At 68.6% G+C, this 23,876-nt stretch carries 33 protein-coding genes; 7 read left to right on the forward strand and 26 right to left on the reverse strand.

Features of this window, described 5'->3' with window-relative positions; all coding sequences use genetic code 11:
• Positions 1–112: 112 nt before the first annotated feature.
• The 4 genes from LHP98_RS17255 to LHP98_RS17270 all read right to left on the reverse strand — a co-directional run bounded on the left by LHP98_RS17255 (position 113) and on the right by LHP98_RS17270 (position 3,331).
• Positions 113–1,162, reverse strand: a complete 1,050-nt coding sequence (locus tag LHP98_RS17255; RefSeq protein ID WP_227253805.1) for a hypothetical protein — start codon at positions 1,160–1,162, stop codon at positions 113–115.
• Between the two features lie 108 nt (positions 1,163–1,270).
• On the reverse strand, positions 1,271–2,062 hold the full coding sequence (locus LHP98_RS17260) for an iron chelate uptake ABC transporter family permease subunit (RefSeq protein ID WP_227253863.1): 792 nt from the start codon (positions 2,060–2,062) through the stop codon (positions 1,271–1,273).
• Positions 2,055–2,819 (reverse strand): metal ABC transporter ATP-binding protein, encoded by a 765-nt coding sequence (locus LHP98_RS17265; protein ID WP_227253806.1) that lies wholly within the window; start codon positions 2,817–2,819, stop codon positions 2,055–2,057. The genes LHP98_RS17260 and LHP98_RS17265 overlap by 8 nt, the downstream gene beginning before the upstream one ends.
• Positions 2,816–3,331, reverse strand: coding sequence for a Fur family transcriptional regulator (locus LHP98_RS17270; RefSeq protein WP_227253807.1), 516 nt, complete (start codon positions 3,329–3,331; stop codon positions 2,816–2,818). The genes LHP98_RS17265 and LHP98_RS17270 overlap by 4 nt, the downstream gene beginning before the upstream one ends.
• Before the next feature lie 71 nt (positions 3,332–3,402).
• Here LHP98_RS17270 and LHP98_RS17275 point away from each other — a divergent pair, with 71 nt between their 5' ends.
• Positions 3,403–4,350, forward strand: coding sequence for a zinc ABC transporter substrate-binding protein (locus LHP98_RS17275; protein ID WP_227253808.1), 948 nt, complete (start codon positions 3,403–3,405; stop codon positions 4,348–4,350).
• 45 nt (positions 4,351–4,395) lie between these two features.
• Entirely contained in the window at positions 4,396–5,373 is a 978-nt protein-coding gene (locus LHP98_RS17280) for an aldose epimerase family protein (RefSeq protein ID WP_227253809.1), read from the forward strand.
• Positions 5,374–5,463: 90 nt separating this feature from the next.
• Here LHP98_RS17280 and LHP98_RS17285 read toward each other — a convergent pair whose 3' ends face one another.
• Both LHP98_RS17285 and nth read right to left on the reverse strand, forming a co-directional pair.
• Positions 5,464–6,447 (reverse strand): adenosine kinase, encoded by a 984-nt coding sequence (locus LHP98_RS17285; RefSeq protein ID WP_227253810.1) that lies wholly within the window; start codon positions 6,445–6,447, stop codon positions 5,464–5,466.
• The gene (nth, locus tag LHP98_RS17290; protein ID WP_227253811.1) at positions 6,444–7,085 is read right to left on the reverse strand and encodes an endonuclease III; all 642 of its coding nucleotides are present in this window, start codon (positions 7,083–7,085) and stop codon (positions 6,444–6,446) included. Before nth ends, LHP98_RS17285 begins: the two co-directional genes overlap by 4 nt.
• Positions 7,086–7,194: 109 nt before the next feature.
• Here nth and LHP98_RS17295 point away from each other — a divergent pair, with 109 nt between their 5' ends.
• The 3 genes from LHP98_RS17295 to LHP98_RS17305 all read left to right on the forward strand — a co-directional run bounded on the left by LHP98_RS17295 (position 7,195) and on the right by LHP98_RS17305 (position 9,692).
• A complete protein-coding gene (locus LHP98_RS17295) occupies positions 7,195–8,034 on the forward strand; it encodes a methylated-DNA--[protein]-cysteine S-methyltransferase (protein WP_227253812.1) in 840 nt (279 codons plus the stop codon).
• Between the two features lie 131 nt (positions 8,035–8,165).
• The gene (locus LHP98_RS17300) at positions 8,166–8,813 is read left to right on the forward strand and encodes an OmpA family protein (protein WP_227253813.1); all 648 of its coding nucleotides are present in this window, start codon (positions 8,166–8,168) and stop codon (positions 8,811–8,813) included.
• Positions 8,814–8,924: 111 nt separating this feature from the next.
• Positions 8,925–9,692: an FCD domain-containing protein gene (locus tag LHP98_RS17305; protein WP_227253814.1), complete on the forward strand. Its 768-nt coding sequence runs from the start codon at positions 8,925–8,927 to the stop codon at positions 9,690–9,692.
• 91 nt (positions 9,693–9,783) lie between these two features.
• Here the strand turns inward: LHP98_RS17305 and LHP98_RS17310 are convergent, their stop codons facing one another.
• From LHP98_RS17310 to LHP98_RS17330, 5 genes are all read right to left on the reverse strand, one after another.
• Positions 9,784–10,338, reverse strand: a complete 555-nt coding sequence (locus tag LHP98_RS17310) for a F0F1 ATP synthase subunit B (RefSeq protein ID WP_227253815.1) — start codon at positions 10,336–10,338, stop codon at positions 9,784–9,786.
• 4 nt (positions 10,339–10,342) lie between these two features.
• Complete coding sequence (locus LHP98_RS17315; protein ID WP_227253816.1) at positions 10,343–10,909, reverse strand: F0F1 ATP synthase subunit B'; 567 nt, start codon at positions 10,907–10,909, stop codon at positions 10,343–10,345.
• Positions 10,910–10,992: 83 nt separating this feature from the next.
• Positions 10,993–11,229 carry a F0F1 ATP synthase subunit C gene (locus tag LHP98_RS17320; RefSeq protein WP_074220027.1) on the reverse strand — a complete coding sequence of 79 codons (237 nt, stop codon included), beginning with the start codon at positions 11,227–11,229 and terminating at the stop codon, positions 10,993–10,995.
• A gap of 46 nt (positions 11,230–11,275) precedes the next feature.
• Positions 11,276–12,046 carry a F0F1 ATP synthase subunit A gene (locus LHP98_RS17325; RefSeq protein WP_319638960.1) on the reverse strand — a complete coding sequence of 257 codons (771 nt, stop codon included), beginning with the start codon at positions 12,044–12,046 and terminating at the stop codon, positions 11,276–11,278.
• A gap of 3 nt (positions 12,047–12,049) precedes the next feature.
• Positions 12,050–12,388: an AtpZ/AtpI family protein gene (locus LHP98_RS17330; RefSeq protein ID WP_227253817.1), complete on the reverse strand. Its 339-nt coding sequence runs from the start codon at positions 12,386–12,388 to the stop codon at positions 12,050–12,052.
• A gap of 266 nt (positions 12,389–12,654) precedes the next feature.
• Between LHP98_RS17330 and LHP98_RS17335 the strand changes: the two genes are divergently transcribed.
• The gene (locus LHP98_RS17335) at positions 12,655–13,026 is read left to right on the forward strand and encodes an ArsR/SmtB family transcription factor (RefSeq protein ID WP_227253818.1); all 372 of its coding nucleotides are present in this window, start codon (positions 12,655–12,657) and stop codon (positions 13,024–13,026) included.
• Here the strand turns inward: LHP98_RS17335 and LHP98_RS17340 are convergent.
• Positions 12,996–14,510 (reverse strand): malonate--CoA ligase, encoded by a 1,515-nt coding sequence (locus LHP98_RS17340; RefSeq protein ID WP_227253819.1) that lies wholly within the window; start codon positions 14,508–14,510, stop codon positions 12,996–12,998. The two genes, LHP98_RS17335 and LHP98_RS17340, sit on opposite strands and share 31 nt — an antisense overlap.
• Here LHP98_RS17340 and LHP98_RS17345 point away from each other — a divergent pair.
• Positions 14,509–14,862, forward strand: coding sequence for a hypothetical protein (locus tag LHP98_RS17345; protein ID WP_227253820.1), 354 nt, complete (start codon positions 14,509–14,511; stop codon positions 14,860–14,862). The genes LHP98_RS17340 and LHP98_RS17345 overlap by 2 nt on opposite strands.
• On the opposite strand, the gene LHP98_RS17350 is transcribed toward LHP98_RS17345, so the two are convergent.
• From LHP98_RS17350 to ffh, 14 genes are all read right to left on the reverse strand, one after another.
• Positions 14,831–15,640 (reverse strand): division plane positioning ATPase MipZ, encoded by an 810-nt coding sequence (locus tag LHP98_RS17350; protein ID WP_227253821.1) that lies wholly within the window; start codon positions 15,638–15,640, stop codon positions 14,831–14,833. The two genes, LHP98_RS17345 and LHP98_RS17350, sit on opposite strands and share 32 nt — an antisense overlap.
• Positions 15,641–15,780: 140 nt before the next feature.
• The gene (locus LHP98_RS17355) at positions 15,781–16,152 is read right to left on the reverse strand and encodes a hypothetical protein (protein WP_227253822.1); all 372 of its coding nucleotides are present in this window, start codon (positions 16,150–16,152) and stop codon (positions 15,781–15,783) included.
• An 88-nt stretch (positions 16,153–16,240) separates the two neighbouring features.
• Positions 16,241–16,462: a 50S ribosomal protein L31 gene (rpmE, locus tag LHP98_RS17360; RefSeq protein ID WP_227253823.1), complete on the reverse strand. Its 222-nt coding sequence runs from the start codon at positions 16,460–16,462 to the stop codon at positions 16,241–16,243.
• 12 nt (positions 16,463–16,474) lie between these two features.
• Positions 16,475–16,849, reverse strand: coding sequence for a 50S ribosomal protein L19 (gene rplS / locus LHP98_RS17365; RefSeq protein ID WP_227253824.1), 375 nt, complete (start codon positions 16,847–16,849; stop codon positions 16,475–16,477).
• Positions 16,850–17,172: 323 nt separating this feature from the next.
• The gene (gene trmD / locus LHP98_RS17370; protein WP_227253825.1) at positions 17,173–17,979 is read right to left on the reverse strand and encodes a tRNA (guanosine(37)-N1)-methyltransferase TrmD; all 807 of its coding nucleotides are present in this window, start codon (positions 17,977–17,979) and stop codon (positions 17,173–17,175) included.
• 164 nt (positions 17,980–18,143) lie between these two features.
• Complete coding sequence (locus tag LHP98_RS17375) at positions 18,144–19,010, reverse strand: hypothetical protein (protein WP_227253826.1); 867 nt, start codon at positions 19,008–19,010, stop codon at positions 18,144–18,146.
• A 234-nt stretch (positions 19,011–19,244) separates the two neighbouring features.
• Positions 19,245–19,754, reverse strand: a complete 510-nt coding sequence (gene rimM / locus LHP98_RS17380) for a ribosome maturation factor RimM (RefSeq protein ID WP_227253827.1) — start codon at positions 19,752–19,754, stop codon at positions 19,245–19,247.
• Complete coding sequence (locus LHP98_RS17385) at positions 19,751–19,957, reverse strand: hypothetical protein (RefSeq protein WP_227253828.1); 207 nt, start codon at positions 19,955–19,957, stop codon at positions 19,751–19,753. Before LHP98_RS17385 ends, rimM begins: the two co-directional genes overlap by 4 nt.
• A gap of 16 nt (positions 19,958–19,973) precedes the next feature.
• On the reverse strand, positions 19,974–20,327 hold the full coding sequence (gene rpsP / locus LHP98_RS17390; RefSeq protein ID WP_227253829.1) for a 30S ribosomal protein S16: 354 nt from the start codon (positions 20,325–20,327) through the stop codon (positions 19,974–19,976).
• Between the two features lie 46 nt (positions 20,328–20,373).
• Positions 20,374–20,670: a chorismate mutase gene (locus tag LHP98_RS17395; RefSeq protein WP_227253830.1), complete on the reverse strand. Its 297-nt coding sequence runs from the start codon at positions 20,668–20,670 to the stop codon at positions 20,374–20,376.
• On the reverse strand, positions 20,667–21,260 hold the full coding sequence (locus tag LHP98_RS17400) for a GNAT family N-acetyltransferase (protein ID WP_227253831.1): 594 nt from the start codon (positions 21,258–21,260) through the stop codon (positions 20,667–20,669). The genes LHP98_RS17395 and LHP98_RS17400 overlap by 4 nt, the downstream gene beginning before the upstream one ends.
• Positions 21,257–21,790: a GNAT family N-acetyltransferase gene (locus LHP98_RS17405; protein WP_227253832.1), complete on the reverse strand. Its 534-nt coding sequence runs from the start codon at positions 21,788–21,790 to the stop codon at positions 21,257–21,259. The genes LHP98_RS17400 and LHP98_RS17405 overlap by 4 nt, the downstream gene beginning before the upstream one ends.
• Positions 21,787–22,302 carry a GNAT family N-acetyltransferase gene (locus LHP98_RS17410; RefSeq protein ID WP_227253833.1) on the reverse strand — a complete coding sequence of 172 codons (516 nt, stop codon included), beginning with the start codon at positions 22,300–22,302 and terminating at the stop codon, positions 21,787–21,789. Before LHP98_RS17410 ends, LHP98_RS17405 begins: the two co-directional genes overlap by 4 nt.
• Positions 22,299–23,810, reverse strand: a complete 1,512-nt coding sequence (gene ffh / locus LHP98_RS17415; RefSeq protein WP_227253834.1) for a signal recognition particle protein — start codon at positions 23,808–23,810, stop codon at positions 22,299–22,301. The genes LHP98_RS17410 and ffh overlap by 4 nt, the downstream gene beginning before the upstream one ends.
• Between the last annotated feature and the right edge of the window lie 66 nt (positions 23,811–23,876).

Consider the following 23,876-nt stretch of genomic DNA (forward strand, 5'->3'; position numbering starts at 1 on the left):
CTACAGCAGAATGAAGACCAGCAGGGCGACACCGCCGATCAGCGGAGCCCGGGCGACGGCCCGGATGGTCATTCGCAGGTCTCCTGACCGGATTGGCGGCGCCGGGCCAGTGCTATTCTTCGGCAGGCTGTTCCGCCTCTTCGACAATGCCGCAGGCCTTGCGGCTGTCTTCCTTGCGGCAGCCCTCGTCCAGCAGCTTACCACCGGTCTCGAAGGTGCTGTCCTTGCCTTCTCCGGTGCCCTTGCGCACCTTGATGCCAGTATCCTCGTCGGTGGTGATGCCCTTTTCGGCGTCTGCCTCCCTCTTCCGCTCGGCTTCGCGTTCTGCCTCGCGGATGGCTTGCTCTTCCGCCCGCCGTTGCCGTTCGACCTCGCGCTCGGCTTCGAAGGCCTTGCGCGATTCCGCATCCAGCACCGCGGCCAGCACGATCACCGGAACCTCGCCCAGGCCGGAGGTCTTTTCCACCACGCTCGCGTTCATCGCCGGCACGTTCAGCGTGGTCAGGAAGGGCAGCAGGTCTTCGTCCTTCATCGACTTCGCGGCCAGGATGCGCAGGTGGATCTGGTTTCCGACCTGGGCGGTCAGCAGGCGCGCGCCATAGTTGTCGGGCAGTCTCGACTCGCCGATGTCAAGGCCGCGGACCGTTGCGAAGTCGCTGCCGTAAAGCTCCATGCCCATCATCTGCAACTCGAACTTCTGGGCCATGGCCATGAAGCTGGTGAACACGAAATCCGGGTAGCGGACCAGTTCGATGACGACCTTGCGGGCGCCCTTCTCGTAGGTGAACTTGGCCGTGGTGACGCCCTTGCCGGGGCGCGGTTCGACCACGGCACGGAGCAGCTTGGCCTTTTCGCCCTTGGCGCCGGGCGGCAGGAAGGGTTCGGCGTCGTTCGCCTCGGCGGGCCGCATGATCCAGCCTTCGGGCGGCTTCGGCAGCATGCTGGCCAGCGCTTCCACGGTATCGACGGCGTTTGCCTTGCCGTCGCCGCCACTGAGCAGGCCGGCGATCTGCACCAGGCCCGAGGCATAGGTGTAGAACGAGATCGGCTCTTCGCCACGCTCTCGGGCGGCACGGGAGATGATCGTGTAATCGACGGCAAGATAGGCGCCCAGACCCAGCAGGCTGAACACCAGCGAGACGACGAAAGACAATGCGCGCATGCGCGTAACCCCCAAGACCGCGCCAGTGTGGCACGGACGTCCAGGTTCGGGATTAGCCCGCGATTGCGGCAGGCTTCGGGCAAGGCCGGGGCAGTTTTCGTGCGCCGCTCAGGCGAGGCGCATTCGACCCAGGGCCGCCGAAAGCGCGAAGACGGCCGAGGCGGCGACGATGATCGAGGGGCCGGCGGGGGTGTCCTGCCACAGCGACAGTTGCAGCCCGGCCAGCGTGGCGATGGCGCCGATCAGCGCGGCGCCCAGAGCCATGCCTTCCGGGCTGCGCGCCAGCCCGCGGGCGGCGGCGGCGGGGATGATGAGCATCGCCGCGATCAACAGCGCGCCGACGACCTTGAGCGCGACCGCCACGGTCAGCGCCATGGCCAGCACCAGCACCAGCCGTTCGCGGTTGGGGTTGACGCCGCTGGCGTGGGCAAGGTCTTCGCTCAGCGTGCTGGTCAGCAACGCCTGCCAGCGCCAGAGCAGCAACCCGACCACCGCCGCCGCACCGGCCCAGATCAGCGCGAGGTCGGTTTTCGACACCGCCAGGATATCGCCGAAGAGATAGGCCGAGAGATCGGTGCGGACAGCGGGAAAATAGCTGACCCCGACCAGCCCGAAGGCCAGCGCGGAATGCGCCAGCACGCCAAGCGTGGTGTCCATTGCCCAGCCGCGTGCGGCCAGGCCCGCCACGGTGACCGCCATCGCGGTGGCCACGACCAGGGTGCCGGCAGCGATGGGCAGGTCGGTCGCCAGCGCCAGCGCCACGCCCAGCACCGCGGCATGTGCCGTGGCATCGCCGAAATAGGCCATCCTGCGCCAGACGACGAAGGCGCCGAGCGGGCCGGTGGCCAGGGCCAGCCCCACTCCGGCAAGGGCGGCACGGATCAGGAAATCGTCAAGCATGATCGTGCGCGTGATGATGATGGTGGTCGTGGCCATGCTCTGGCCCCGCCGAATGATCGTGGTCATGCTCGTGACGATACAGCGCCAGCGCGCCTTGGGTGCCCAGCCCGAACAGCGCGCGGTATTCCGGGGCAGATGAGACCACCCGCGGCGTGCCCTCGCAGCAGACGTGGCCGTTCAGGCAGATCACCCGGTCAGAGGCCGCCATCACCACATGCAAATCATGGCTGACCATCAGCACCGCGCAGCCGGTGTCGGCCCGGACCTCCTCGATCAGCCGGTAGAAGCCGGCCTCGCCGGGCTGGTCCAGGCTTTGCGTGGGTTCGTCCAGCAACAGCACCTGCGGCCGGTTCAACAGCGCCCGCGCCAGCAGCACCCGCTGCAACTGCCCGCCCGAAAGCGCGGTCAGCTGGGTCGCCTCTTCGCCCGCCATGCCCACCCTCGCCAGCACCGCCGCCGCCTCGGCTGCGCTGACGCGGGTGGGCAGCGACAGGAACCGCCGCACCGACATCGGCATCGTGCGGTCGATGGCCAGCTTTTGCGGCACATAGCCCAGCCGCAGGCCAGGGGTCCGCGCGATCTGCCCCTCGGCCACCGGCACGATGCCCAGAAGCGCCCGGATCAGTGTGGACTTGCCCGAGCCGTTGGGCCCAACAACGGTGACGATCTCGCCCGGGTCCAGCCGCAAGGACACGTCGTGCAGCACCTCTTCGCCGCCCAGGCGGACGCAGATGTGGGTGGCGGTGATCAGGCTCATGCCGCCCCCTCCGCGCAGGCCGGGCAGAGGCCCAGCGCCTCGACCGTCAGGCGTTCGATGGCAAAGCCCATGGCGCCGGCGGCCGCGTCCAGCGCGGCGCGGACCGGGGCGCCGGGGGCCTCGGCGACCGACTGGCAGGCGCGGCAGATCAGGAACACCGGGGCATGCGCCTCGCCGGGGTGCATGCAGGCGGCAAAGGCGTTCAGCCGGCGGATGCGGTGGACGAAGCCATGTTCCTCAAGGAATTCCAGCGCGCGATAAGCGACCGGGGGCTGGTTGCCATAACCCTCGGCCGCCAGCCGGTTCAGCACGTCATAGGCGCCCAGCGCGCGGTGGCTTTCGAGCAGGATTTCCAGCACCCGCCGCCGCACCGGGGTCAGCCGGGCACCCGCGGCGCCTGCCAGCATCTCGGCCCGGGCCAGCACGTCGGTCGCGCAATGGGCGTGGTCGTGCGGGCCGAAGGCGGCCGCAGGATCGGCACAGCCGGGGCATCGGGCAGGATCATGAGCCATCTACGGCCTCTTGACGTGTTATGATATTACATACATAGACTCTGGACCTCGCGTTCGAAAGGCCTTGCACAATGCGTTATATCATATCGTTCCTGCTGACCAGCACCGCCGCCCTGGCCGAGGTGCCCAGCGTGGTGACCGACATTCCGCCGGTTCAGTCGCTGGCCGCCGCCGTGATGGAAGGCGTGGGCGAGCCGCAGATGCTTCTGGGCAAGGGCGCCTCGCCGCACAGCTACGAGTTGAAGCCCAGCCAGGCCCTGGCGATCTCGGAGGCTGACCTGCTGGTCTGGGTCGGGCCGCAACTGACGCCCTGGCTGGACAAGGCGCTGGATATCCGCCTGGAAACGGCGACCTTGCTGACGCTGATCGATGTCGAAGCCACCTACCGGCAGGACTTCGGAGCCAGCGGCGAGCATGACCACGAGGCCGAGGACCATGATCACGACGGCGCCGAGGCCGAAGCGGGGCACGACGAAGGGCACGACCATTCCCACACCGGCCTTGATCCGCATGCCTGGCTGGACCCGGCCAATGGCAAGGTCTGGGCGCGGGCCATTGCGGCCGAACTGTCGCGGCTGGACCCGGAGAATGCCGCCGCCTACGCCGCCAATGCCGAAAAGGCCGTGGCCGCCATCGACGCCGCCGATGCCGAAGCCGCGGCGCTGCTGGCACCGGTGAAGGACAAGCCCTACGTCGCCTTCCACGATGCCTATGGCTATTTCTCCGGGCACTATGGCCTGACGTCAGCCGGAACCGTGGCCCTGGGCGACGCGGCCATGCCCGGGGCGCAGCGGCTGACCGAGTTGCGCGCGAAGATCCAGGCGGGTGGCGTGGTCTGCATCTTCCCCGAGGCCCAGCACGACCCGGCGCTGGTGGCGCAGATGGCCGAAGGCACCGGCATCCGCGTCGGCGCGGTGCTGGACCCCTCGGGCTCGGCGGGCGAAACTGGCCCCGCCGCCTATCCGGCCCTGCTGACGAACCTTGCCCGCGCCATGGCGGACTGTCTATCCGGCTCTTGACCGCGGGCCCCTGCCGGGCCACCAAGTCCGGCAAGGGGGCACGGCATGCGCGTCACGATCTTCGGCCAGACCTCCGACGGACGCCCGGTCCACGCCATCGACCTGGCCGCCGGCACGCTGTCGGTGCGGCTCTTGACGCTGGGCAGCGCGGTGCAGGACCTGCGGCTTTCCGGCCTGCCGTGGGAACTGACGCTGGGCCTGTCCTCGGTGGCCGAGTACGAGGCCACGGCGGGCGGCTACTTCGGCGTGCTGGTCGGCCCGGTGGCGAACCGCCTGTCCGCTGCCCAAGCGCCGATTGCCGGGCGGCTGCACCGCTTTGCCGCAAACGAAGGGCCGAACCTGCTGCACTCGGGGCCGCTCGGCACGCAGGCCCGGGTCTGGACGCTGGCGGATGCCTCGGCGACCCAGGCCAAGTTGACGCTGGACCTGCCCGATGGCGACGGCGGCTTTCCCGGCAACCGTCGGGTGACGGCACTTTGGACGGTCGAAGCTCCGGCCACCCTGCGGCTGGAGCTGACCGGCACCACCGACGCGCCAACGCTGATGAACCTGGCCAACCACAGCTACTGGAACCTGGACGGCAGCATCGACTGGACCGGCCACCGCCTGCGCATCGCGGCTGACGCCTGGCTGCCGACCGGCCCCGACGGCCTGCCCACGGGCGAGATCGCCCCGGCGGCGGGCATGATGGATTTCCGCACCGCCCGCGAACTGACGCCCGGCGCCCCGGCCCTGGACCACTGCTTTTGCCTGGCCCCTGCCCGCCGCGCCCTGACCGAGGTGGCCTGGCTGACCGGCACCTCGGGGGTGACGATGACCCTGGCCACCACCGAGCCGGGACTGCAGGTCTATGACGGCCGAAGCGCGATCCGCGACGGCGGCGGGGCCCATGAGGGCCTGGCGCTGGAAGCGCAGGGCTGGCCCGACGCGCCGAATCACCCCGGCTTTCCCGGCATCGAGATCAGTCCCGAAGCCGCCTACCGCCAGACCACGGAATGGCGGTGCGCGGCCCCGGACGTCTGACGCAACCGCCGCTTGCTTTTCGCCAAATACCCCCTGGGGGTCCGGGGGGCGGAGCACCCCCGGTCCGCCGGGTCCAGCCGGGCAGCGCCTTCAGATCAGGCCTTCCTCGCGGAACATCGCCTTCACGTCAGCCTCGGGCCGGGCGCCGAAATGGCCGATCACCTCGGCCGCGGCGACACAGCCCATGCGGCCGGCGGCCTCAAGGCTGGCGCCGGTGGCAAGGCCATAGATGAAACCGGCCGCGAACTGGTCACCCGCGCCGGTGGCGTCGATCGGGGTCACCCGGCGCACCGGCACCACCACCTGCTCGTCACCACGCACCAGCACCACGTCATGCCCCGAGCGGGTGCAGACCACCAGGCCCGCAACCTGCGCGGCGCGTTCCAGCGCGGTGGACAGGTCCTTCTTGTACAGCGATTCCCACTCATGTTCGTTGCCGATGACGAAATCCAGCTCCCTCACCAGGCGCAGGAAATCGTCGCGGTGGCGGTCGACGCAGAACGGGTCAGACAGCGCGATGCCGGCCTTGCCGCCGCCGGCCCGGGTCAGCCGGGCGGCCCGCTCAAAGGCTTCCTTGCCCTTGGGCTTGTCGTAGAGATAGCCTTCCAGGAACAGGATCTCGGCCTTGCCCGCGACGCTGTCGGAGACGTCCTCGGGGCCGAGTTCCGAGGAAATCCCGAGGTAGGTGTTCATCGACCGCTCGCCATCGGGCGAGACGAAGATCATTGAGCGCGAGGTCGGCAACTCGCCCGCCGCCACCGGCGGGTTGACGAAATCGGTGCCCTCGGCGGCCATGTTCTGGGCGTAGAACCGGCCCAGCGCATCGTCATGCACCCGGCCGATGAAGGCGGTGGACAGCCCCAGCGCGCCAAGGCCCGCAAGGGTGTTCGCGACCGAGCCGCCCGGTGCCTGCCGGCGATCCTTCATCGCGGCATACAGCATCTCGCCGCGGTCGCGTTCGACCAGCTGCATGATGCCCTTCTCGATTCCCATCAGGGCGAGAAAGCTGTCATCCGCGGTCGAGAACACATCGACGATGGCATTCCCGATGCCCACAACCTGATAGGTCTTCATGTCTTCTCCTGGTAAAGGCACCACTCCGCGATGGGGCAGTCGCCGCATCGGGGCTTTCGCGCCAGGCAGATATACCGCCCGTGCAGGATGAGCCAGTGGTGCGCGTGTTTCTGGAACTCGGCGGGGACGTTGTCCTCAATGGCGCGCTCGACCGCCGTCTCGTCCCGGCCGGGCGCGATGCCGCTGCGGTTGCCGACGCGGAAGATATGGGTGTCGACCGCCTGCGCCGGCATGCCGAACCACATATTCAGCACCACGTTGGCGGTCTTGCGGCCGACCCCGGGCAAGGTCATCAGCGCGGCGCGGGACGAGGGCACCTCGCCGCCGTAGACGTCGATCAGGCGCTGGCTCAGCTTGATGACATTCCTCGCCTTGTTGCGGAACAGGCCGATGGTCTTGATGTGCTCGACCAGGGCGTCCTCACCGAGGGCGAGCATCTTTTCCGGCGTGTCGGCAACGGTGAACAGCGCCCGGGTGGCCTTGTTCACGCCCTTGTCCGTCGCCTGCGCCGACAGCGCAACGGCGACCAGAAGGGTATAGGCGTTCAGGTGCTCAAGCTCTCCCTTCGGCTCGGGCTCGGCCGCACGGAAGCGGGCGAAGACGGCCTTCAGGGTGGGATAGTCAAGCTGGCGTGCCATGCCCCCCTGTGCCACGGCCGCGCGGGCGCGGGCAAGGTGGAAAGCCGCAGGAAACGGGTCGCGGGGCTGCGGCAAGGCGCCTATTCTGGGCCGGCAAGGAGCCATTGCCATGACCGACCAGTCCCCCGCCTACCACTATGCCGTGATCGGCCGCGCGCTGCGCATCATCGACGAGGCCGGGCCGCAATTGACGCTTGAAGGGCTGGCGGCACAGATGGCGATGTCGCCGGCGCATTTCCAGCGGGTGTTCAGCCAGTGGGTGGGGGTCAGCCCCAAGCGGTATCAGCAATACCTGACGCTGGACCACGCCCGCCGACTGCTGGCCGAACGGCTCACCACGCTGGCCACTGCGCAGGAGGTGGGCCTGTCCGGCAGCGGCCGGCTGCACGACCTGTTCCTGACCTGGGAGGCGATGTCGCCCGGCGACTATGCCCGCGGCGGCGAGGGGCTGACCATCCTCTGGGGCTGGTTCGACAGCCCCTTCGGCCCGGCGCTGGTGATGGGCACCGAGCGCGGCATCTGCGGCATCGGCTTTGCCGACGAAGTGGGGGCCGAGGCGGCCTTTCAAGATCTGGTGTCGCGCTGGCCGAAGGCGACCTACGTCGAAGACCCGGGCGCCCTGCGACCCTGGGTGCTGTCGGCCTTTGCGCCCTCGGCCACGGCCGAGACGCCGCTATACCTGATCGGGGCGCCGTTCCAGATCAAGGTCTGGGAGGCGCTTCTGGCCATCCCGACCGGCCACGTCACCACCTATTCCGAGATCGCCCTGCGCGTGGGCCACCCCACGGCGCAGCGGGCGGTGGGCAGTGCGGTGGGGCGCAACCCGATCAGCTTCCTGATCCCCTGCCACCGCGCGCTGCGCCGCGACGGGGGACTGGGCGGCTATCACTGGGGCCTGCCGCGCAAGCGGGCGATGCTGGCCTGGGAGGCCGCGCGCACGGGGATGTGACCCCGTCGCGCCTGCGCGGAAGGCCGCGCATCGGGGCCAGCCTCTGGCCCCTTGACGGGGGGCCATGATATAGGTTGGTCAAGCCTTGCCCGACCGGCGGGCCAGAAAAACCATTGGCAACGAGCACGCACATGAGCAAAACCCCCTATATGCTGGCCTTCGCTGGCGCCCTGACCCTGTCCGCCTGCGTGGACCCCTATGCCTATCCCGACGATCCCAACGCCCGCCAGAAGCAGGGCGTCGCGCTGGGCGCGCTGACCGGGGCCGCCCTTGGCGCCTCGTCCGAGGACGACAAGCTGGCCAAGGCCGCCATCGGCGCGGTGGTGGGCGGCGTGATCGGCGGCGCCATCGGCAATTCGCTGGACCAGCAGGCACAGGAACTGCGCGGCCAGCTGTCGCCGGGCATCACGGTGACGAACAACGGCGACTATCTGGTCGTGAACATGCCGCAGGACCTGCTGTTCGCCACCGACAGTGCGGCCGTCCGGCCCGACCTGACGCGCGACATCAAGACCGTGGCGTCCAGCCTGCTGAAATACCCCAACAGCCGGATCGAGGTCATCGGCCACACCGACAACACCGGCACGGCGGCCTACAACATGGACCTGTCGCAGCGCCGCGCCTCCTCGGTCGGCGCCATCCTGCGCGACAGCGGCGTGCCCTCGGGCCGTCTGACGGCCTATGGCCGCGGCGAGGACCAGCCCGTTGCCTCGAACCTGTCGCCGGAAGGCCGGGCGCAGAACCGCCGGGTCGAGATCATCATTCGCCCGACGCGGTGAAGCGGCGGACATCCTGAAAGGCGGGGCCGGGGAAACCCGGCCCTTTTTCATTGCGGCCATCCCGGAACCGGTCATAAATCCGGACCAATCCCCGCGAAGGGTGCAACCGAGATGCCGTTCCGCAAGGTCGAATCCGAAAAGCTGGCGCAGGCCGTTGTGCGGCAGGTCGAGCAGTTGATCCTGCGCGGCATCCTGCGCCCCGGCGAACGCCTGCCGGCCGAGCGCGGCCTGGCCGAGCGGCTGGGCGTTTCGCGCCCCTCGCTGCGCGAGGCAATCGCCGATCTGTCCGGGCGCGGCCTGCTGGTCGCCCGCCCCGGCGCCGGCGTCTTCGTGGCCGAGGTGCTGGGATCGGCCTTCTCGCCGGCGCTGATCCAGCTTTTCGGCAGCCATGAAGAGGCGGTGTTCGACTATATCGCCTTGCGCCGCGATCTTGAGGGGCTGGCGGCCGAACGCGCCGCTCGGGCGGGTTCTGACACCGACCTGCAGGTGGTGGCGGCGGTCTTCGCCCGGATGGAGGCGGCGCAGGACAAGCGCGATCCGGCCGAAGAGGCCGACCTGGACGCGCAGTTCCACTTGGCCATCGTCGAGGCCGGGCACAACGTGATTCTGCTGCACATGATGCGGGCGATGTTCGACCTGTTGAAGCAGGGCGTGTTCTACAACCGCCAGATCATGTTCAAGAACCGCACCACGCGCGCCCAGTTGCTGGACCAGCACCGGGCCATCAACGCGGCCCTTCAGGCGCGCGATCCGGTGGCGGCGCGGGCCGCGGTTCAGGCCCATCTGGCCTATGTGGAGGCGGCCTTTCACAGCCACCTGCGGGCCGAAAAGCATGAGGAAATCGCCCGCCAGCGGTTCGAGCACGAGCGCCAGCGCTGATCGGGGCCGCACACTGCCCACATCAGGACCGCAACGAAAAACCCCGCGCCGAACGCGGCGCGGGGTGATCCTTTGGCCTTCGGGTCGCAGGTCAGTGCAGCTTGACGCCAACCTGTTCGATGGCCGCGTCGATCGAGGCCTTCGCGGCATCCGCCGTCATCTGCCGCGCCAGCACGTCGCCGGCCGCCGCAACGGCGACCTGAATGGCGCGCTCGCGCACCTGGCGCACGGCCGCGGTCTCGGCACTGGTGATCTGCTCGGCGGCCGCCTTGATCCGGCGCTCCATCGACAGTTTCAGGTCAACCTTGGCCTGAGCCGCCGCCGCCATTGCCTCTTCCTTTGCGGCCGCGACGATGCGGTCGGCCTGCTCGGCCACGTCCTTCTGCTTGCGCTCATACGAGGCAAGGATCGTCTTCGCCTCTTCGCGCAGGGCGCGGGCTTCGTCCAGCTCGGCCTTGATCTGGACCGCCCGGGCGTCCAGCACCTTGGTCGCCTTGCCGGGCACCTTCAGGTAGATCAGGATGCCGACGAACAGAAGGAAGGCGATCAGCACCACGAAGTTGGTGTTGTAGAGGCTGAAGAACGGCCCCGAAGCGGCCATCGCCGGCGAGGCCAGAAGCGCGAAGAGAACTGCAAGTCTGCGCATCGCCTTACCCCTTCATCCGGGCAGCGACCGCCGCCATCACCGACTTGGCGTCCGCCGCACCGCCCAGCGCCGCCACCACCTCGGCCGCGGTGTCGCGGGCGACGGTTTCCACCGCCTCCAGCGCCCCGGCGCGGATCTCGGCGATCGACTTCTCGGACCGCGCTGCCATCGCGGAAATCTCGACGTCGGCCTGCGCCATGGCCACGCCCAGGTCCTTCTGGATGTCCGCCTTGGCCGCCGCGACGATCTTGGCCGCCTCGGTCCGTGCGTTCACCAGCGCCTCGTTGTAGGCCCGCTCGGCCGCCGCCGCCTTCTGCTTCAGCTCTTCGGCTGCGGCCAGATCGTTCATGATCGTGCCCTTGCGCTCGGCCAGCACCGCGGCGATGCGCGGCAAGGCGATGCGCGACAGGATCAGGTACATGACCACCAGCGTGACCACGAGCCAGAACATCTGGTTCGGGAACCACTCGCCGCAGAGCTGCGGCATGCCGATGGCGCCGCCATGCTCATTGACGCAGACGCTGGAGGCCGCGTGGCCCGCCGTTTCGGCCGCCGTCGATTCAGTTGCCATCTTCGCCCTCCATCGGACCCTTCACGGACCGGGAGACGCCGGAAAACCCGGCGCCCACCCGTCCTCTCGCGTCGGATGCCGGATCAGACGGCGAACATCAGCAGAAGCGCGACGAGGAACGAGAAGATCCCCAGCGCTTCGGCGAAGGCGATACCGATGAACATGGTGGCGGTCTGCGACGCGGCCGCCGAGGGGTTGCGCAGCGCGCCCGAGATGTAGTTGCCGACGACGTGGCCCACCCCGACGGCGGCCCCGCCCATGCCGGTGCAGGCAAGACCGGCACCGATGTAGGCACCCATTTGAACGATATCGCCTTCCATGATCTTTGCTCCTTGGATTGGAATGACTGATGTTGGTTTGCTTGCGTCAGTGGTGCGGCGAATGCAGCGCATCGCGCAGATAGACGCAGGTGAGGATCGCGAAGACGTAGGCCTGGATGAACGAGACCAGCATCTCAAGCGCGTAGACGGCGGTGATCGCGACGATCGGCAGCACGGCGCCGGCGCCCAGCACGCCGGCAAATCCGGCGAACACCTTCATCACCGCGTGGCCGGCCATCATGTTGCCGGCAAGACGGATGGAATGGCTGACCGGGCGGACGAAGTACGAGATTACCTCGATCAAGGCCAGGATCGGGCGCAGCACCAGGGGGGCTGCGGTGACCCAGAAGATGCCCAGAAAGCCGATGCCGTTGCGGTACAGGCCGACCAGGGTGACGGTCAGGAACACCGCCATCGCCATCACCGCGGTCACCGCGATGTGCGAGGTGGTGGTGAAGGCCATCGGCAGAAGGCCCAGGAAGTTCGACAGGAAGATGAACATGAACAGCGTCATGATGTAGGGGAAGTATTTCAACCCCTCATGGCCGGTCACGTCTTCCACCATCTTGTGGATGAAGCCGTACAGCATCTCGGCCACCGACTGCAGGCGCGACGGGATGATGCCGCGGTGGCGGGTGGCCAGCACGAACATGCCCAGAAGTGCCACCACGGCGATGGCCATCCAGAGCGTGACGTTGGTCACAGTGTACCAGTGCACCGGCCCGTCGCCGAACAGCGGCTTGACGATGAACTGGTCCATCGGGTGGATGGCCAGGCCGCCACCCTCTGCCGCGTGCTCTTCGGTTCCCGTCGCCACGTCCTACATCCCCTCACGCTTTGCGGCCGCGGCCGCGTCGTTCGCCTGTTTCTCAGCGACTTCGCGCGCCGTGCGAAGCATGATCCGCACCCCGGCCGCAAAGCCCAGAAGGGTGAAGCTCGCCAGGAAGACCGGAAGCGTGCCGAACAGCACATCCAGCCCGTAACCGATGCCGAACCCCAGCAAGATGCCGACGATCAGCTCGATCACCATCCGGTAGGCGACCTCGCCCTGCGAGAACCCTTTCGCCGTTTCGGATCTTGCCGGCTTCGGCTTTTCCCGCATCTGCTCAAGCCGCTCATGCAGCGCGCGCAGACGGTCGGGATCGGGTTCCGAAGCCATGAAAAGGCCCTCTCCGGCGTTCCGCGGGGTTCTACGGGGGCGGGGCGCCTGAGTCAACCCGCCGCGGGCGCCGGACAAGAATGCACAACACCTTGAAAAACAATAGAATCAATCCTGAGCCGACTTGCCGCCCGACGGCCGCGCGGGCGTTTGGGCAGCGGCCTGATATTCAACCGCCCGGTTGAGGAAATCATGCCCCGTGATCATGCCCCGTGCCGATGCGCGTTTCGGTTGACGCCCCCTGCCCGGCCCCGGATAGTCGGGCCATGTCCGACACCCTCCCTTCCGACCGCCGCCTTGACGCCGTGTTTGCCGCGCTGGCCGATCCGACCCGGCGGGCGATCCTGTCGATGCTGCTGGAAGACGACATGGCGGTTACCGATGTCGCGCATCCCTTCGCCATTTCGCTGGCGGCGATTTCCAAGCATCTGCAGGTGCTGTCCGATGCCGGGCTGGTCAGCCGGGAACGCCGCGGCCGGGTGATCTGGTGCAAGCTGGAGCCCGACGCGCTGCGCGCGGCTTCGGTCTGGATGCAGGGCTTCGGCCAGTTCGAGCCGGTGGACCTGGACGATTTCGAGCGCTTCCTTGCCGCCGAACTGGCCGAAGATCAGGAGCCGGGCGAAAACCAGCCGGCATAGGTCTTGCGCAAGTCGGCCTTCTGCACCTTGCCCATGGCATTGCGCGGCAGGGCGGGCACCACCACGGCGGCCTTGGGCTGCTTGAACCGGGCCAGCCGGTCGTGCAGGCCCTGAAGCACCCGGTCGGGGTTCAGGGTGGCACCCGGCCGAGGCACCAGCACGGCAAAGACCGCCTCGCCGAAATCGGGGTGCGGCAGGCCGATCACCGCGCTTTCCAGCACACCGGGCTGCGCGTCCAGTTCGGCCTCGACCTCGACCGGATAGACGTTGAAGCCGCCGGTGATGACCAGATCCTTGGCGCGGCCGACGATCTGGACATAGCCATCGGCATCTTTGCACCCCACGTCGCCGGTGATGAACCAGCCGTCGGGCCGCAGTTCCTCGGCGGTCTTTTCCGGCATCTGCCAATAGCCGAGAAAGACGTTCGGCCCGCGCACCTCGATCACGCCCACCTCGCCGGGCGCCACCTCTGCGCCGTCGGCCATGATCCGCAGATCAACCCCCGGCAGCGGAAAGCCAACCGTGCCCGCCCGCCGTTCCCCGTCATAGGGATTCGAGGTGTTCATGTTGGTCTCGGTCATGCCGTAGCGTTCCAGGATGCGGTGGCCGGTGCATTCCCGAAAGGCGCGGTGCGTCTCGGCCAGCAGAGGGGCCGAACCGGAGACGAAAAGGCGCATCCCGGCCGTCAGGTCGCGGGAGATGCGCGGATCGTCCAGCAGGCGGGTGTAGAAGGTGGGCACGCCCATCATCGCGGTGGCCTGCGGCAGCAGGCGCAGGACGGTGTCCAAGTCGAAGCCGGGAAGGAAGATCATCGCGCCGCCGGTCAGCAGGCTGATGTTCGTTGCCACGAACAGGCCGTGGGTGTGGAACACCGGCAAGGCGTGCAGCAGCACGTCGGCGGCGGTAAAGCGCCAGAGGGCGGCCAGCGTCTCGGCATTGGACAGAAGGTTGCGGTGGCTGAGCATCGCACCCTTTGATCGCCCCGTGGTGCCGCTGGTGTACAGGATCGCCGCCAGATCGTCGGGGCCGCGGTCGGCGGGCTGAACGGTTTCCGGCTGCCCGGACATCGCCACCGCAAAGCTGCCGCCGCCGGCGCCGTCCAGCGTCTGCACGGCGGTGCCATGTGCGGCGGCGACCGGGGCCAGAGCGACCGCCTTCGCCGGGTCGCACAGGAACAGGCGCGGCGTGGCATTGCCCAGGAAATAGTCCACCTCGGCGGGCGTATAGGCGGTGTTCAGCGGCAGGAAGACCGCCCCCAGCGCCACCGCCGCACCATAGACCGCCAGCGCCTGAGGCGATTTCGCCACCTGTGCGGCCACCCGGTCGCCCGGCTGCACGCCCTGCGCCCGCAACGCATGGGCCGCCTGCGCCACCATCGCCAGGAAGGCCGCGCCGCTGATCTGGCGGCCGTCGGGCAGGATCAGCAGCGCCGTGTCGCGGCCCCGAAGCGGCGCGAAGAGCGCGTCAAACAGCGTGTTCGCCATGGTTTTCCCCGCCCTCGCCACCGTTCCGACCGGCTTCTGCCACGGCCCTGCCCCGCATCTCAACCCGGGAAACAATCTGTCGCGGCAAAGCCCTGCAAGGCCCCGGTTTCTGCCGCTCGCTGCCACAAACCTGCCCCGCTTGGCGGCGAAAACCGTGCTCAAGGGGCCGATAGGAGAATACACCATGGCAAAAGCGATGGAATTCCTGCGCAAACTGCGCATCAACCGGGCGGAGAAGCCCGAAACCGAAACCGCCTTCGACCGGCGGCTGAAAAAGCTGGGCGGCGTGCGGCATGTCTCGGTATCACGGGCGGTTCTGTTCAGAACCCAACCTGGACCGATGGAAGCCTGAGCGCGGCGATCAGGTCGCGCAGTTCCTGCCGCGCGGCCAGATTCGACAGGTTCAGTTGATCGACCCCGGTGTCCTTTAGGTCCAGAAGGGTCAGGCCGCGGGGAAACAGTTCGCGGAAGATCACCCGCTCGGAGAAGCCGGGCGCAACGCGAAAGCCGATCCGGCGCGACAGGTCTTCCAGCGCCGAGCCCACCTTCTTCTTGTTGTGCATCTGTTGCGCGCCCAGCCGGTTGCGCAGCACGATCCAGTCGATCGGCGGCAACCCGGCCTGCGCCCGCATCTGGCGCGCGCCCCAGACCATTTCCGAATAGATCGAGGGGCCCTTGACCTTGCCGGTCTCGGGGTCGGTGCGGGCCAGCAGGTCAAAGTCGATGAAGCTGTCGTTCATCGGCGTGATCAGCGTGTCGGCCAGCGAATGTGCCACCTGGGACAGGCGGGTGTGGCTGCCGGGGCAGTCGATGACGATGAAGTCCTTGACCGGGTCCAGCGCCGAGACGGCCATGGTCAGCCGCTGGTCATAGGCATTCTCGCCCGGGGCCAGGGTCGCCGGGTCGGCCTCGGGCAAGTCGTGGTAGTCGGGGGTGGGCAGGTCCAGCCCGGCACGGGCCAGATAGGCGCGGCGGTTCTCGATATAGCGGCCAAAGCTCTTCTGCCGCAGGTCCAGGTCCAGTGCACCGACCTTGCGGCCCATCCGCGCCAGCGCGGTGGCGACATGCATGCAGGTGGTGGACTTGCCCGAGCCGCCCTTCTCGTTCCCCACCACGATGATATGCGCCATCTGAGTTGTGTCCCGTCTGCGAAGTCCTGCGCTGTTTATTGGCAAGGGAAGCGGCGCGAGGGAAGCCCTGATCCACCATTCCGCCCGGAATGGCCGACAAACGTGCCACTGACATCGTGGTCGAGCGTCGGAAACGGCTGTCAGCTTGAGCTGGCGGCACAGCGCACCGCCGTGCTGCCGGCCGAGCCGTCGTGCTGCGTCAGATCGAATTCATAGCTCATGCCGTCGTCAGCCAGAACGAAATAGGCCAGAACGCCATCACGGCTGCGCCTGACATCCACGCGGCGCCCTGCCACCGACAGGACGCTGAAGGTCTCGCGTTCGCGGACGCCCCCGTCGCTGTAGGACACCGCGTCCACCCAGGTCAGGATCAGGCTGGTCCGGTCGGCGGCAAGGGCAATGTGCATCGGATTGGCCGCGCAGGACATGTCATCGAACATCTCGATGCCCCAGACCCCCTCAAGCCCGGTCAGCGCGTCCGGGGGCGCAGCGGGACTGGCCGGGGCCAGCAAGGCCAGAACGCAGAGTGCTGCTGCAGGTGCGGCGCAAACGGAAACGGCGCCTCGGAAAGAGGCGCCGCCATTCCGCGACGGGCGGTGCTCAGAAGCCCAGGCCCGCATACTTGTTCTTGAACTTCGACACGCGGCCGCCGGTGTCCATCAGCTTGGCCGACTGGCCGGTCCAGGCCGGGTGCGCCAGCGGGTCGATGTCCAGCGACATGGTATCGCCTTCCTTGCCCCAGGTGGACCGGGTCCGGTAGGTGGTGCCGTCGGTCATCTTGACTTCGATGAAGTGGTATTCGGGGTGGATGCCTTGTTTCATGGCGACCGCTCCTTACTCGGATTTCGCTTTGTAGGTGCTGTTCTCTGCGATCCGGGCCGATTTGCCACGGCGGGCGCGCAGGTAGTACAGCTTCGCCCGGCGGACCTTGCCGCGGCGGACGACCTCGATGGTGTCGATGTTGGTCGAGTAGAGCGGGAAGACGCGCTCGACGCCTTCGCCGAAGGAAATCTTGCGGACGGTGAAGCTGGCGGCCAGCGTGGCGCCGCCCTTGCGGCCGATGCAGACGCCTTCATAGGCCTGCACACGGCTGCGGTTGCCTTCCTTGACCTTGTAGCCGACGCGGACGGTGTCGCCGGCCTTGAAGTCGGGGATGGCCTTGCCGAGGGCGGCGATCTGCTCCGCCTCGATCTGCGCGATGAGATTCATGCGCTGTCTCTCCATTTGCCTGCGGTGGACCCGCAGAGGTGATGCCGCGCCAGAGCTCTTGGTCTTCGTCCGGGTCCCCCGCCGCGGTTGCGGCAAAGCCCGCCAGAGATGGCGCCTGCGTGTCTGTCGGCCCCCCTTGCGGTCTGCCGGGCGAAGCGGCCCGGCCTGCAACAGGGAATCGCGTCCCAGGGGCATTGCTGCCCCGGACCGTGGGCGTATAGGCGCAAGGCGCGGGGCGGTCAAGCGCGACGGCGGCGCCAGGCGCCGATTTCCGAAGTCGGAAATCGTGCACGGAATTCGACTTCGAATTCCGGTTCACGGCGTCAGCCCTTGCGCAAACGTTCCCACAGGTCGGGCCGGCGCGCGGCGGTCAGCGCTTCGGCCTGAGCGCGGCGCCATTTCGCCACTTCGGCGTGGTTGCCGCCGGTCAGCACGGGCGGGATCTCGCGGCCTTCCCAGACCTGCGGGCGGGTGTAGTGCGGGTGCTCCAGCAAGCCGTGCGAGAAGCTCTCCTCCTCGGTCGAGGCGGCGTTGCCCAGCACGCCGGGCAGCAGCCGCACGGTGGCATCCAGCATGGCCTGCGCGGCGATCTCGCCGCCGGTCAGGACGAAATCGCCCAAGGAGACCTCTTCGATCTGCCAATGGTCCAGCACGCGCTGGTCAACCCCTTCGAACCGGCCGCAAAGCAGGGTGATGCCGGTGCCGGCGGCCCAGCGCCGCGCGGTGGCCTGGTCGAAGCGCGGTCCGCGGGGCGAGACATAGACCAGCGGCCATCGGGCACGGTCGGGCGCGGCGTCCTGCATCGCGGCCCTCAGCGCCGCATCCACCACGTCGGCGCGCAGGACCATGCCGGCGCCGCCGCCGGCGGGGGTGTCATCCACCGTGCGGTGGCGACCCTCGCCGAACTGGCGCAACGCGGTGGTGTCCAGCCGCCAAAGGCCAAGGTCCAGCGCCCGCCCGGTGAGCGACAGTCCGAGTGTGCCGGGAAAGGCCTCTGGGAACAGGGTCACCACGCGGGCCTGGAAGGCGCCCACCACCCGCCGCGGCTCCTCCATCAGGTCGCGCGGGGTCAGGCTGGCCTTGATCGACAGGCGGCCGTGGCTTTTCGGGGTCTCGGGCGGGTTCGACATGTTGCCCGGATTAGCCGCAAAGGCGAAGGGACACAATTGTCCTGCGGGCGTCCCGTCGGACGGCTGGGCACTCGGGGTAGCCTGAGGGCAGACGGTCTCCGCGCGGAGATCGTGACCGGAATTCGCGCAGACTCCGGTCTTTCGCGGACCGGATCGGCCGGTAGTCAGGCCGCTTGTGCTGGCTTGGAGGCTGCACCGCCGGTCCGCAGCAGATTGGCAAGGACTGTCAGTTCCTGCGCCATGGCCGGTTCCAGCCCGCTGTTGGCCAGTGCCGTCAGGGTCGCGGCGTCCGGGAACTGGTCGCAGCGATCCGGCATCGCCCTTGCCAGTGCCACCGCCCGCGGCACAAGCAGGCGCAGCAGACGCAGGTCCTGCCCGGTTGCGGCAAAGGCGGCACGCAGGGCGCCGGGTGCGCTTGCGGCGGCCATGATCGCCGGATCGGTCGCCAGCACCACCACCGCCTCGCGCAGCGCGGCATGGCGCTCGGGCGGGGCTTCGGTCAGCGCGGCGGCCAGCGATTGCGCGATGGCCGGGCCGACGCCGGTCTCGAACGCCTGATGCACCTGCAGCAGCGCGGCTTCGGGCGGCGCCGCATCGGCCAGCGACAGCAACCCGGCCACGGTCGCGGCCGGGTCCGCCGCCTTGGCCTGCGGCGGCGTGGGCAGATTGGCGGCGTGGATCATGTCGTCGATGGTCACGCCTTCGGCAATCGCCTGGTCGGGGTTCCAGCCAAGGCGCATCAGCGGCAAGGCCAGGAACGACAGCGCCACCGTCAACAGCGGATCCAGCAAGGGCAGGGTGCCCATCACACCGCCGATGCCGCGGCCGATGGCGAACAGCGCCGCGACCAGCACCAGCTGGCTGAGCACCTGGGCAAGGACGGCCGCGACCGCACTTGCCGACAGCCACTCCGACGCCGATTGCGGCCATTGGTGCGGCCGCAGCAGGATCAGCCAGAGCACGAAGATCGAGACGAAGGGCGGCAGCATGGCCCAGCCAAAGCCGGAGAGGCCGGCGAGAAGCGGCCCCATGTAGAGCACCACCGTGACGGCCCGAAGGAAGCGAACGCGGAAACGAAGAATGGCCCTGCCCTCCGATAACGGCCGAGGCCTCCGGCGGGGCGGATCGGCGCGAAAGACTGCGCAGATCGCCGGTCGGATACGGCTTCGGCACCGTTGACGGGTGCAATCTGGACGAGCGACGTGGCGAAAGATGGGCGGTTTTGCGGCCCTTCGCGTGCAGGCCGGCAGAACGGCGGCGGCGGGCTAGCCGTCCAGACCCTCGGGCAGGTCGGCGACCACGCGGCCGGATGCCAGGTCCACGGTCGGCACATTGGCCCTGGTGAAGGGCAGAAGCAGGGTCTGGGCGGCGCCGGGGCGGCGGATTTCCAGGATGTCGCCGGCACCATGGTTCAGCACGGCGACGACCGAGCCGATCACCGCGCCGCCCGGATCGCGGGCTTCCAGGCCGATCAGGTCGGCGTGGTAGAATTCGTCGTCGGGCAAGGTCGGCAGGCGACTGCGCTCGGCGTAAAGCTCGGTGCCCTTCAGGGCGTCGGCCTCTTCCTTGGTCGAGACCCCCGAGAGGCGCGCGCCCAGGCCCCCCGCCACCGGCCGGGTCAGCTGCAGGGTGAATCTGCGGCCCCCGTCGGCGGTGGTCAGCGGACCGTAGGCAGCAATATCCGAAGGCTCGGCGCAGAAGCTTTTCAGCCGCACCTCGCCCTGCACGCCGAAGGCGCCGGCAATCGCGCCGACACAGATGCGGTCGGTCGTCATGGGTTCACCCCCGGCAAAGGTGCCGGAGCCGCGTCCGGGTCCGGGCGCGGCCCCAGGCAGAAGCCGCGCGCGTCCCACGATCCACCCTCGTCGATGCAGGCATCGGGCTGGCCCGAGGTGCCCAGCCGAACGCCGGCCCAGAACGCCGCCACCAGAAGGGCCAGCGTGATGGTCCTGCGCACAAGGCCGAGGCCGGGGATCATGGGACGGCGCGCAGGGTCATTCGGCGGCCGGTTCGGCGGCGCGAGCTGCCTTCTTGGCGGCGCGCTCGGCCATCTGCTTGCCGGGAACGGCGGCCTTGGGGTTCGACCGGGCGGTCTTGGGCCGGGCGCCGGCGGCTTCCAGGAAGCGGGCGACGCGGTCGGTCGGCTGGGCGCCTTGGCTCAGCCAGTGGTTCACCCGGTCCATGTCCATGACGATGCGCTTTTCATCGTCCTTGGCCAAGAGCGGGTTGTAGGTGCCCAGCTTTTCCAGGAAGCGGCCGTCGCGCGGCATGCGGCTGTCGGTGGCGACGATGGAATAGAACGGGCGCTTCTTGGAACCGCCGCGCGCCAGACGGATTTTCATAGCCATGTGGTGTCTCCTTTGGATGGCTTGGAAGGACGGGGAGGCCCCTGACCTATTTCTGCAGTTTCTCGTGGTGCCTGATCACTTCGCTGATGATGAAGTTCAGGAATTTCCTTGCGAATTCCGGGTCGAGGTTGGCCTCGCGGGCCAGCGTCTCAAGCCGGTCGATCTGCCGCGCCTCGCGGGCAGGATCGCTGGGCGGCAGGCCGTGTTCGGCCTTCAGCCGGCCGACCGACTGGGTGTGCTTGAAGCGTTCGGCCAAGGTGAAGACCAGGATCGCGTCCAGCCGGTCGATCGATTCGCGGTGGTCCTTCAGCAGCGTTGCGGCCATCGTTGCGGCGTCGGTCATGTGGTCTCCGCGGGCAGGGGGGCGTGGCGCCAGATTTCGGCCCAGGCGTCCGAGCCGGGGTCGGAGATCGTGCCGGCCGGCCGTGCGCCCAGCCGTTCCGCGACGCGGCGGGAGCGCACATTCGTCGGGTCGATGTAGCTGACCAGTTCGGGAAGGCCGCTCGCGCTCAGCGCATGGGCGCGGGCGGCGGCGGCGGCCTCGGTCGCAAGGCCGCGGCCGCGGGCCTCGGGCAGGAACAGCCAGCCCAGTTCGGGCGCCTGGTCGCCGGGTTCAAAGCCGATCAGCACGAAGCCCAGCACGCGGTCTGCATGGTCGGTCACGGTCCAGAGACCATGGCCGCGCAGCAGCCACAGGCCCACGGTCGCGGCGAATTCGGTGAAGGCGCCATCTTCGTCATGCGGGCCGCCAAGGTGCCCCTCGGTATCCGGCACCATGATCGCGATCCAGGCGGCGGCGTCGGACAGCCGCGGCGCGCGCAGCACCGTGCGCGACGTTTCGATCCGCGGCAGGTGGGCCGCCAGCGCGGCCGCGAAATCGGCGGCGGGACCCGGGATCGTGGCCAGGTGCGGCGGCGGCGGGCAGTGCATCATGCCAAAGCCTCGGCCGGGCCGGGGTGGCGGAAGATCCGGCTGCTGCCGAACAGGTCATGCTCGAAGTCGCCATCGCGCCGGCAACCCAGCCGCCGGGCCAGCGCCTCGGACCTGTCGTTGCCCTCGACGATCAGCGAGATCGCGGTGCTCCAGCCCAGCACCTGATAGGCGAAGCGCCGGGCGGCACGGGCGGCCTCATAGGCGAAGCCCTTGCCTTCCGCCCGCGCGTCCCAGATCGACCAGCCGATCTCGGGTTCGGGCCAGCCCTCGGGATACCAGGGCCCGGCCATGCCCAGCGCGGCGTCGGTCGCCTTGTCGGCCACCACGAACATCGAATAGCCGCGATGCACCCAATGCCCGGTCATGTGGCAAAAGCCGCGCCACGACAGGCTGCGCCCGACCGGCCCGCCGACAAAGCGCGACCGGTCCGACAGCATGAATTCGGCAAAGACCTCATAGTCCGACGGCATCGGCGCGCGCAGGCGCAGCCGCTCGGTCTCGATCTCGGGGATGCCGAACAGCCGGATCATGCAGCCCTGCCCCGCAGATCGTGGCGGATCACCACATCGCCCGGATCGACGCCCGGCAGCGACGGGTCGATCACCCCGCCCAGCCGCAGGCCCAGCGTGATCGAGCGGCTGTTGGCCGGGTCGATGATGCTGGTGATCCAGGGCCAGTCGAAGCTGGCGCGCAGCCAGTCCAGGACAGCGCGCGTCGCTTCATGGGCCACGCCGGTGCCTTCCGCCGCCGGAACCACGAACCAGCCAAGTTCCGGCCCCGGATAGTCGGCGCCCTGATAGACCCCGACTTCGCCCAGATAGCCCCCAGTGTCGCGGTTTTCGACGCCGAACGGCCCGTAGCCGCGCAGCAGCCAAAGCGCCACGTCCGAAGCCCAGACGCGCCAGGCGGCGGCGCGCGAGCGCGGCCCGCCCTCATGCACCGAACGGCTTGAGGCGTGGAAATCCGCGTGCGGCCCGAAATCGGCCAGCACGGGCATCCGCAGCCGCAGACGCGGGGTCAGAAGGGTGGGCGCGACCGTCATTTCTTCTTCATCAGTCCCGACAGGCCCGCCGGAAGGGTGATGCCGCGGGGCATGCCGGGGATCGCGGCGCCGGGGCCACCCCGGCCGCCCATGCCTTCGCGCATGCCCTTGGCCATGTCGGCCAGTTCCGCCGGCGACATCTTGGACGGGTCCGGCAGGCCGCCGCCCTTGCCCATCATCTGCTTGATCATCTGCTTCAGACCGCCGCCCTTGCCCATCTTCTTCATCACCTCGGCCATCTGCTTGTGCTGCTTGAGCAGCCGGTTCAGGTCGGCCACGTCCAGCCCCGCACCGGCAGCGATGCGCTTCTTGCGGCTGGCGGCCAGAAGGTCGGGGTTGGCGCGTTCCTTCTTGGTCATCGAGTTGATCAGCGCGATCTGGCGTTTCAGCATCCGGTCGTCGATGCCCGCCTCGGCGGCGGCAGCCTGATGCTTGGCCATGCCGGGCATCAGGCCCATCAGGCCCTTCATGCCGCCCATCTTGATCATCTGCTCCATCTGGGCCTTGAGGTCGTTCATGTTGAACAGACCCTTGGAAAAGCGCCTCGCCATGCGCTCGGCCTGCTCGACCTCGAAGGTTTCCTGGGCCTTTTCCACCAGGGCGACGATGTCACCCATGCCCAGGATGCGCCCCGCCACGCGCTCGGCTTCGAACACCTCGATGGCATCCATCTTCTCGCCCAGGCCGACAAAGCGGATCGGCTTGCCGGTGACGGCGCGCATCGACAGCGCCGCACCGCCGCGGCCGTCGCCGTCCATCCGGGTCAGGACGACGCCCGAGATGCCGACCTTGCCGTCGAACTCGGTGGCGACGTTGACGGCGTCCTGGCCCGTCAGGCCGTCAACCACCAGCAGGGTTTCGCGCGGCTGCGCGATGTCGCGGACCGACTGGACCTCGTCCATCAGCACTTCGTCGATGTGCAGACGGCCGGCGGTATCCAGGAAGATCACGTCATAGCCGCCAAGGCTGCCTTGCGTCCTGGCGCGTCTGGCGATCTGGACGGCGCTTTCGCCCTTGACGATGGGCAGGGTGTCGACGCCGATCTGGCTGCCCAGGATCTGCAACTGCTCCATCGCGGCGGGGCGGTTGGTGTCGAGGCTGGCCATCAGCACGCGCTTGCCGGCCTTGTCCTTCATGCGCTTGGCCAGCTTGGCCGTGGTGGTGGTCTTGCCGCTGCCCTGCAGGCCGACCATCAGGATGGTGGCGGGCGGGTTGTCGATCTTGAGCGCATCGGCCGGGCCGTCGCCGGCCAGCACGCGGATCAACTCGTCATGGACGATCTTGACGACCATCTGGCCGGGGGTGATCGACTTGGTCACCGCGCTGCCGGTGGCCTTTTCCTGCACCCGCTTGATGAAGTCGCGCGCGACCGGCAGGGAAACGTCGGCCTCCAAGAGCGCCACCCGCACCTCGCGCAGCGCGGTGACGACGTCGGCCTCGCTCAGCGCGCCTTGTTTCGTCAGGCGGTCGAAGACGCCGCCAAGGCGTTCTGACAGGCTTTCGAACATGGCGCTCTCCTTTGTCGCGCGGCGATGGCCCGGGGGAATGCCGGAAAGCACCCGTGGGCGCAACCG

It is taken from the genome of Rhodobacter sp. Har01 (assembly GCF_020564565.1).
GTDB lineage: Bacteria > Pseudomonadota > Alphaproteobacteria > Rhodobacterales > Rhodobacteraceae > Pseudogemmobacter.

Bases quoted from the DNA above. Each gene is read 5' to 3' on its own strand.
- LHP98_RS17255 (WP_227253805.1), bottom strand. From the start codon at position 1,162: ATGCGCGCATTGTCTTTCGTCGTCTCGCTGGTGTTCAGCCTGCTGGGT.
- LHP98_RS17260 (WP_227253863.1), bottom strand. From the start codon at position 2,062: ATGCTTGACGATTTCCTGATCCGTGCCGCCCTTGCCGGAGTGGGGCTG.
- LHP98_RS17265 (WP_227253806.1), bottom strand. From the start codon at position 2,819: ATGAGCCTGATCACCGCCACCCACATCTGCGTCCGCCTGGGCGGCGAA.
- LHP98_RS17270 (WP_227253807.1), bottom strand. From the start codon at position 3,331: ATGGCTCATGATCCTGCCCGATGCCCCGGCTGTGCCGATCCTGCGGCC.
- LHP98_RS17275 (WP_227253808.1), top strand. From the start codon at position 3,403: ATGCGTTATATCATATCGTTCCTGCTGACCAGCACCGCCGCCCTGGCC.
- LHP98_RS17280 (WP_227253809.1), top strand. From the start codon at position 4,396: ATGCGCGTCACGATCTTCGGCCAGACCTCCGACGGACGCCCGGTCCAC.
- LHP98_RS17285 (WP_227253810.1), bottom strand. From the start codon at position 6,447: ATGAAGACCTATCAGGTTGTGGGCATCGGGAATGCCATCGTCGATGTG.
- nth (WP_227253811.1), bottom strand. From the start codon at position 7,085: ATGGCACGCCAGCTTGACTATCCCACCCTGAAGGCCGTCTTCGCCCGC.
- LHP98_RS17295 (WP_227253812.1), top strand. From the start codon at position 7,195: ATGACCGACCAGTCCCCCGCCTACCACTATGCCGTGATCGGCCGCGCG.
- LHP98_RS17300 (WP_227253813.1), top strand. From the start codon at position 8,166: ATGAGCAAAACCCCCTATATGCTGGCCTTCGCTGGCGCCCTGACCCTG.
- LHP98_RS17305 (WP_227253814.1), top strand. From the start codon at position 8,925: ATGCCGTTCCGCAAGGTCGAATCCGAAAAGCTGGCGCAGGCCGTTGTG.
- LHP98_RS17310 (WP_227253815.1), bottom strand. From the start codon at position 10,338: ATGCGCAGACTTGCAGTTCTCTTCGCGCTTCTGGCCTCGCCGGCGATG.
- LHP98_RS17315 (WP_227253816.1), bottom strand. From the start codon at position 10,909: ATGGCAACTGAATCGACGGCGGCCGAAACGGCGGGCCACGCGGCCTCC.
- LHP98_RS17320 (WP_074220027.1), bottom strand. From the start codon at position 11,229: ATGGAAGGCGATATCGTTCAAATGGGTGCCTACATCGGTGCCGGTCTT.
- LHP98_RS17330 (WP_227253817.1), bottom strand. From the start codon at position 12,388: ATGGCTTCGGAACCCGATCCCGACCGTCTGCGCGCGCTGCATGAGCGG.
- LHP98_RS17335 (WP_227253818.1), top strand. From the start codon at position 12,655: ATGTCCGACACCCTCCCTTCCGACCGCCGCCTTGACGCCGTGTTTGCC.
- LHP98_RS17345 (WP_227253820.1), top strand. From the start codon at position 14,509: ATGGTTTTCCCCGCCCTCGCCACCGTTCCGACCGGCTTCTGCCACGGC.
- LHP98_RS17340 (WP_227253819.1), bottom strand. From the start codon at position 14,510: ATGGCGAACACGCTGTTTGACGCGCTCTTCGCGCCGCTTCGGGGCCGC.
- LHP98_RS17350 (WP_227253821.1), bottom strand. From the start codon at position 15,640: ATGGCGCATATCATCGTGGTGGGGAACGAGAAGGGCGGCTCGGGCAAG.
- rpmE (WP_227253823.1), bottom strand. From the start codon at position 16,462: ATGAAACAAGGCATCCACCCCGAATACCACTTCATCGAAGTCAAGATG.
- rplS (WP_227253824.1), bottom strand. From the start codon at position 16,849: ATGAATCTCATCGCGCAGATCGAGGCGGAGCAGATCGCCGCCCTCGGC.
- trmD (WP_227253825.1), bottom strand. From the start codon at position 17,979: ATGTCGAACCCGCCCGAGACCCCGAAAAGCCACGGCCGCCTGTCGATC.
- LHP98_RS17375 (WP_227253826.1), bottom strand. From the start codon at position 19,010: ATGGGGCCGCTTCTCGCCGGCCTCTCCGGCTTTGGCTGGGCCATGCTG.
- rimM (WP_227253827.1), bottom strand. From the start codon at position 19,754: ATGACGACCGACCGCATCTGTGTCGGCGCGATTGCCGGCGCCTTCGGC.
- LHP98_RS17385 (WP_227253828.1), bottom strand. From the start codon at position 19,957: ATGATCCCCGGCCTCGGCCTTGTGCGCAGGACCATCACGCTGGCCCTT.
- rpsP (WP_227253829.1), bottom strand. From the start codon at position 20,327: ATGGCTATGAAAATCCGTCTGGCGCGCGGCGGTTCCAAGAAGCGCCCG.
- LHP98_RS17395 (WP_227253830.1), bottom strand. From the start codon at position 20,670: ATGACCGACGCCGCAACGATGGCCGCAACGCTGCTGAAGGACCACCGC.
- LHP98_RS17400 (WP_227253831.1), bottom strand. From the start codon at position 21,260: ATGATGCACTGCCCGCCGCCGCCGCACCTGGCCACGATCCCGGGTCCC.
- LHP98_RS17405 (WP_227253832.1), bottom strand. From the start codon at position 21,790: ATGATCCGGCTGTTCGGCATCCCCGAGATCGAGACCGAGCGGCTGCGC.
- LHP98_RS17410 (WP_227253833.1), bottom strand. From the start codon at position 22,302: ATGACGGTCGCGCCCACCCTTCTGACCCCGCGTCTGCGGCTGCGGATG.
- ffh (WP_227253834.1), bottom strand. From the start codon at position 23,810: ATGTTCGAAAGCCTGTCAGAACGCCTTGGCGGCGTCTTCGACCGCCTG.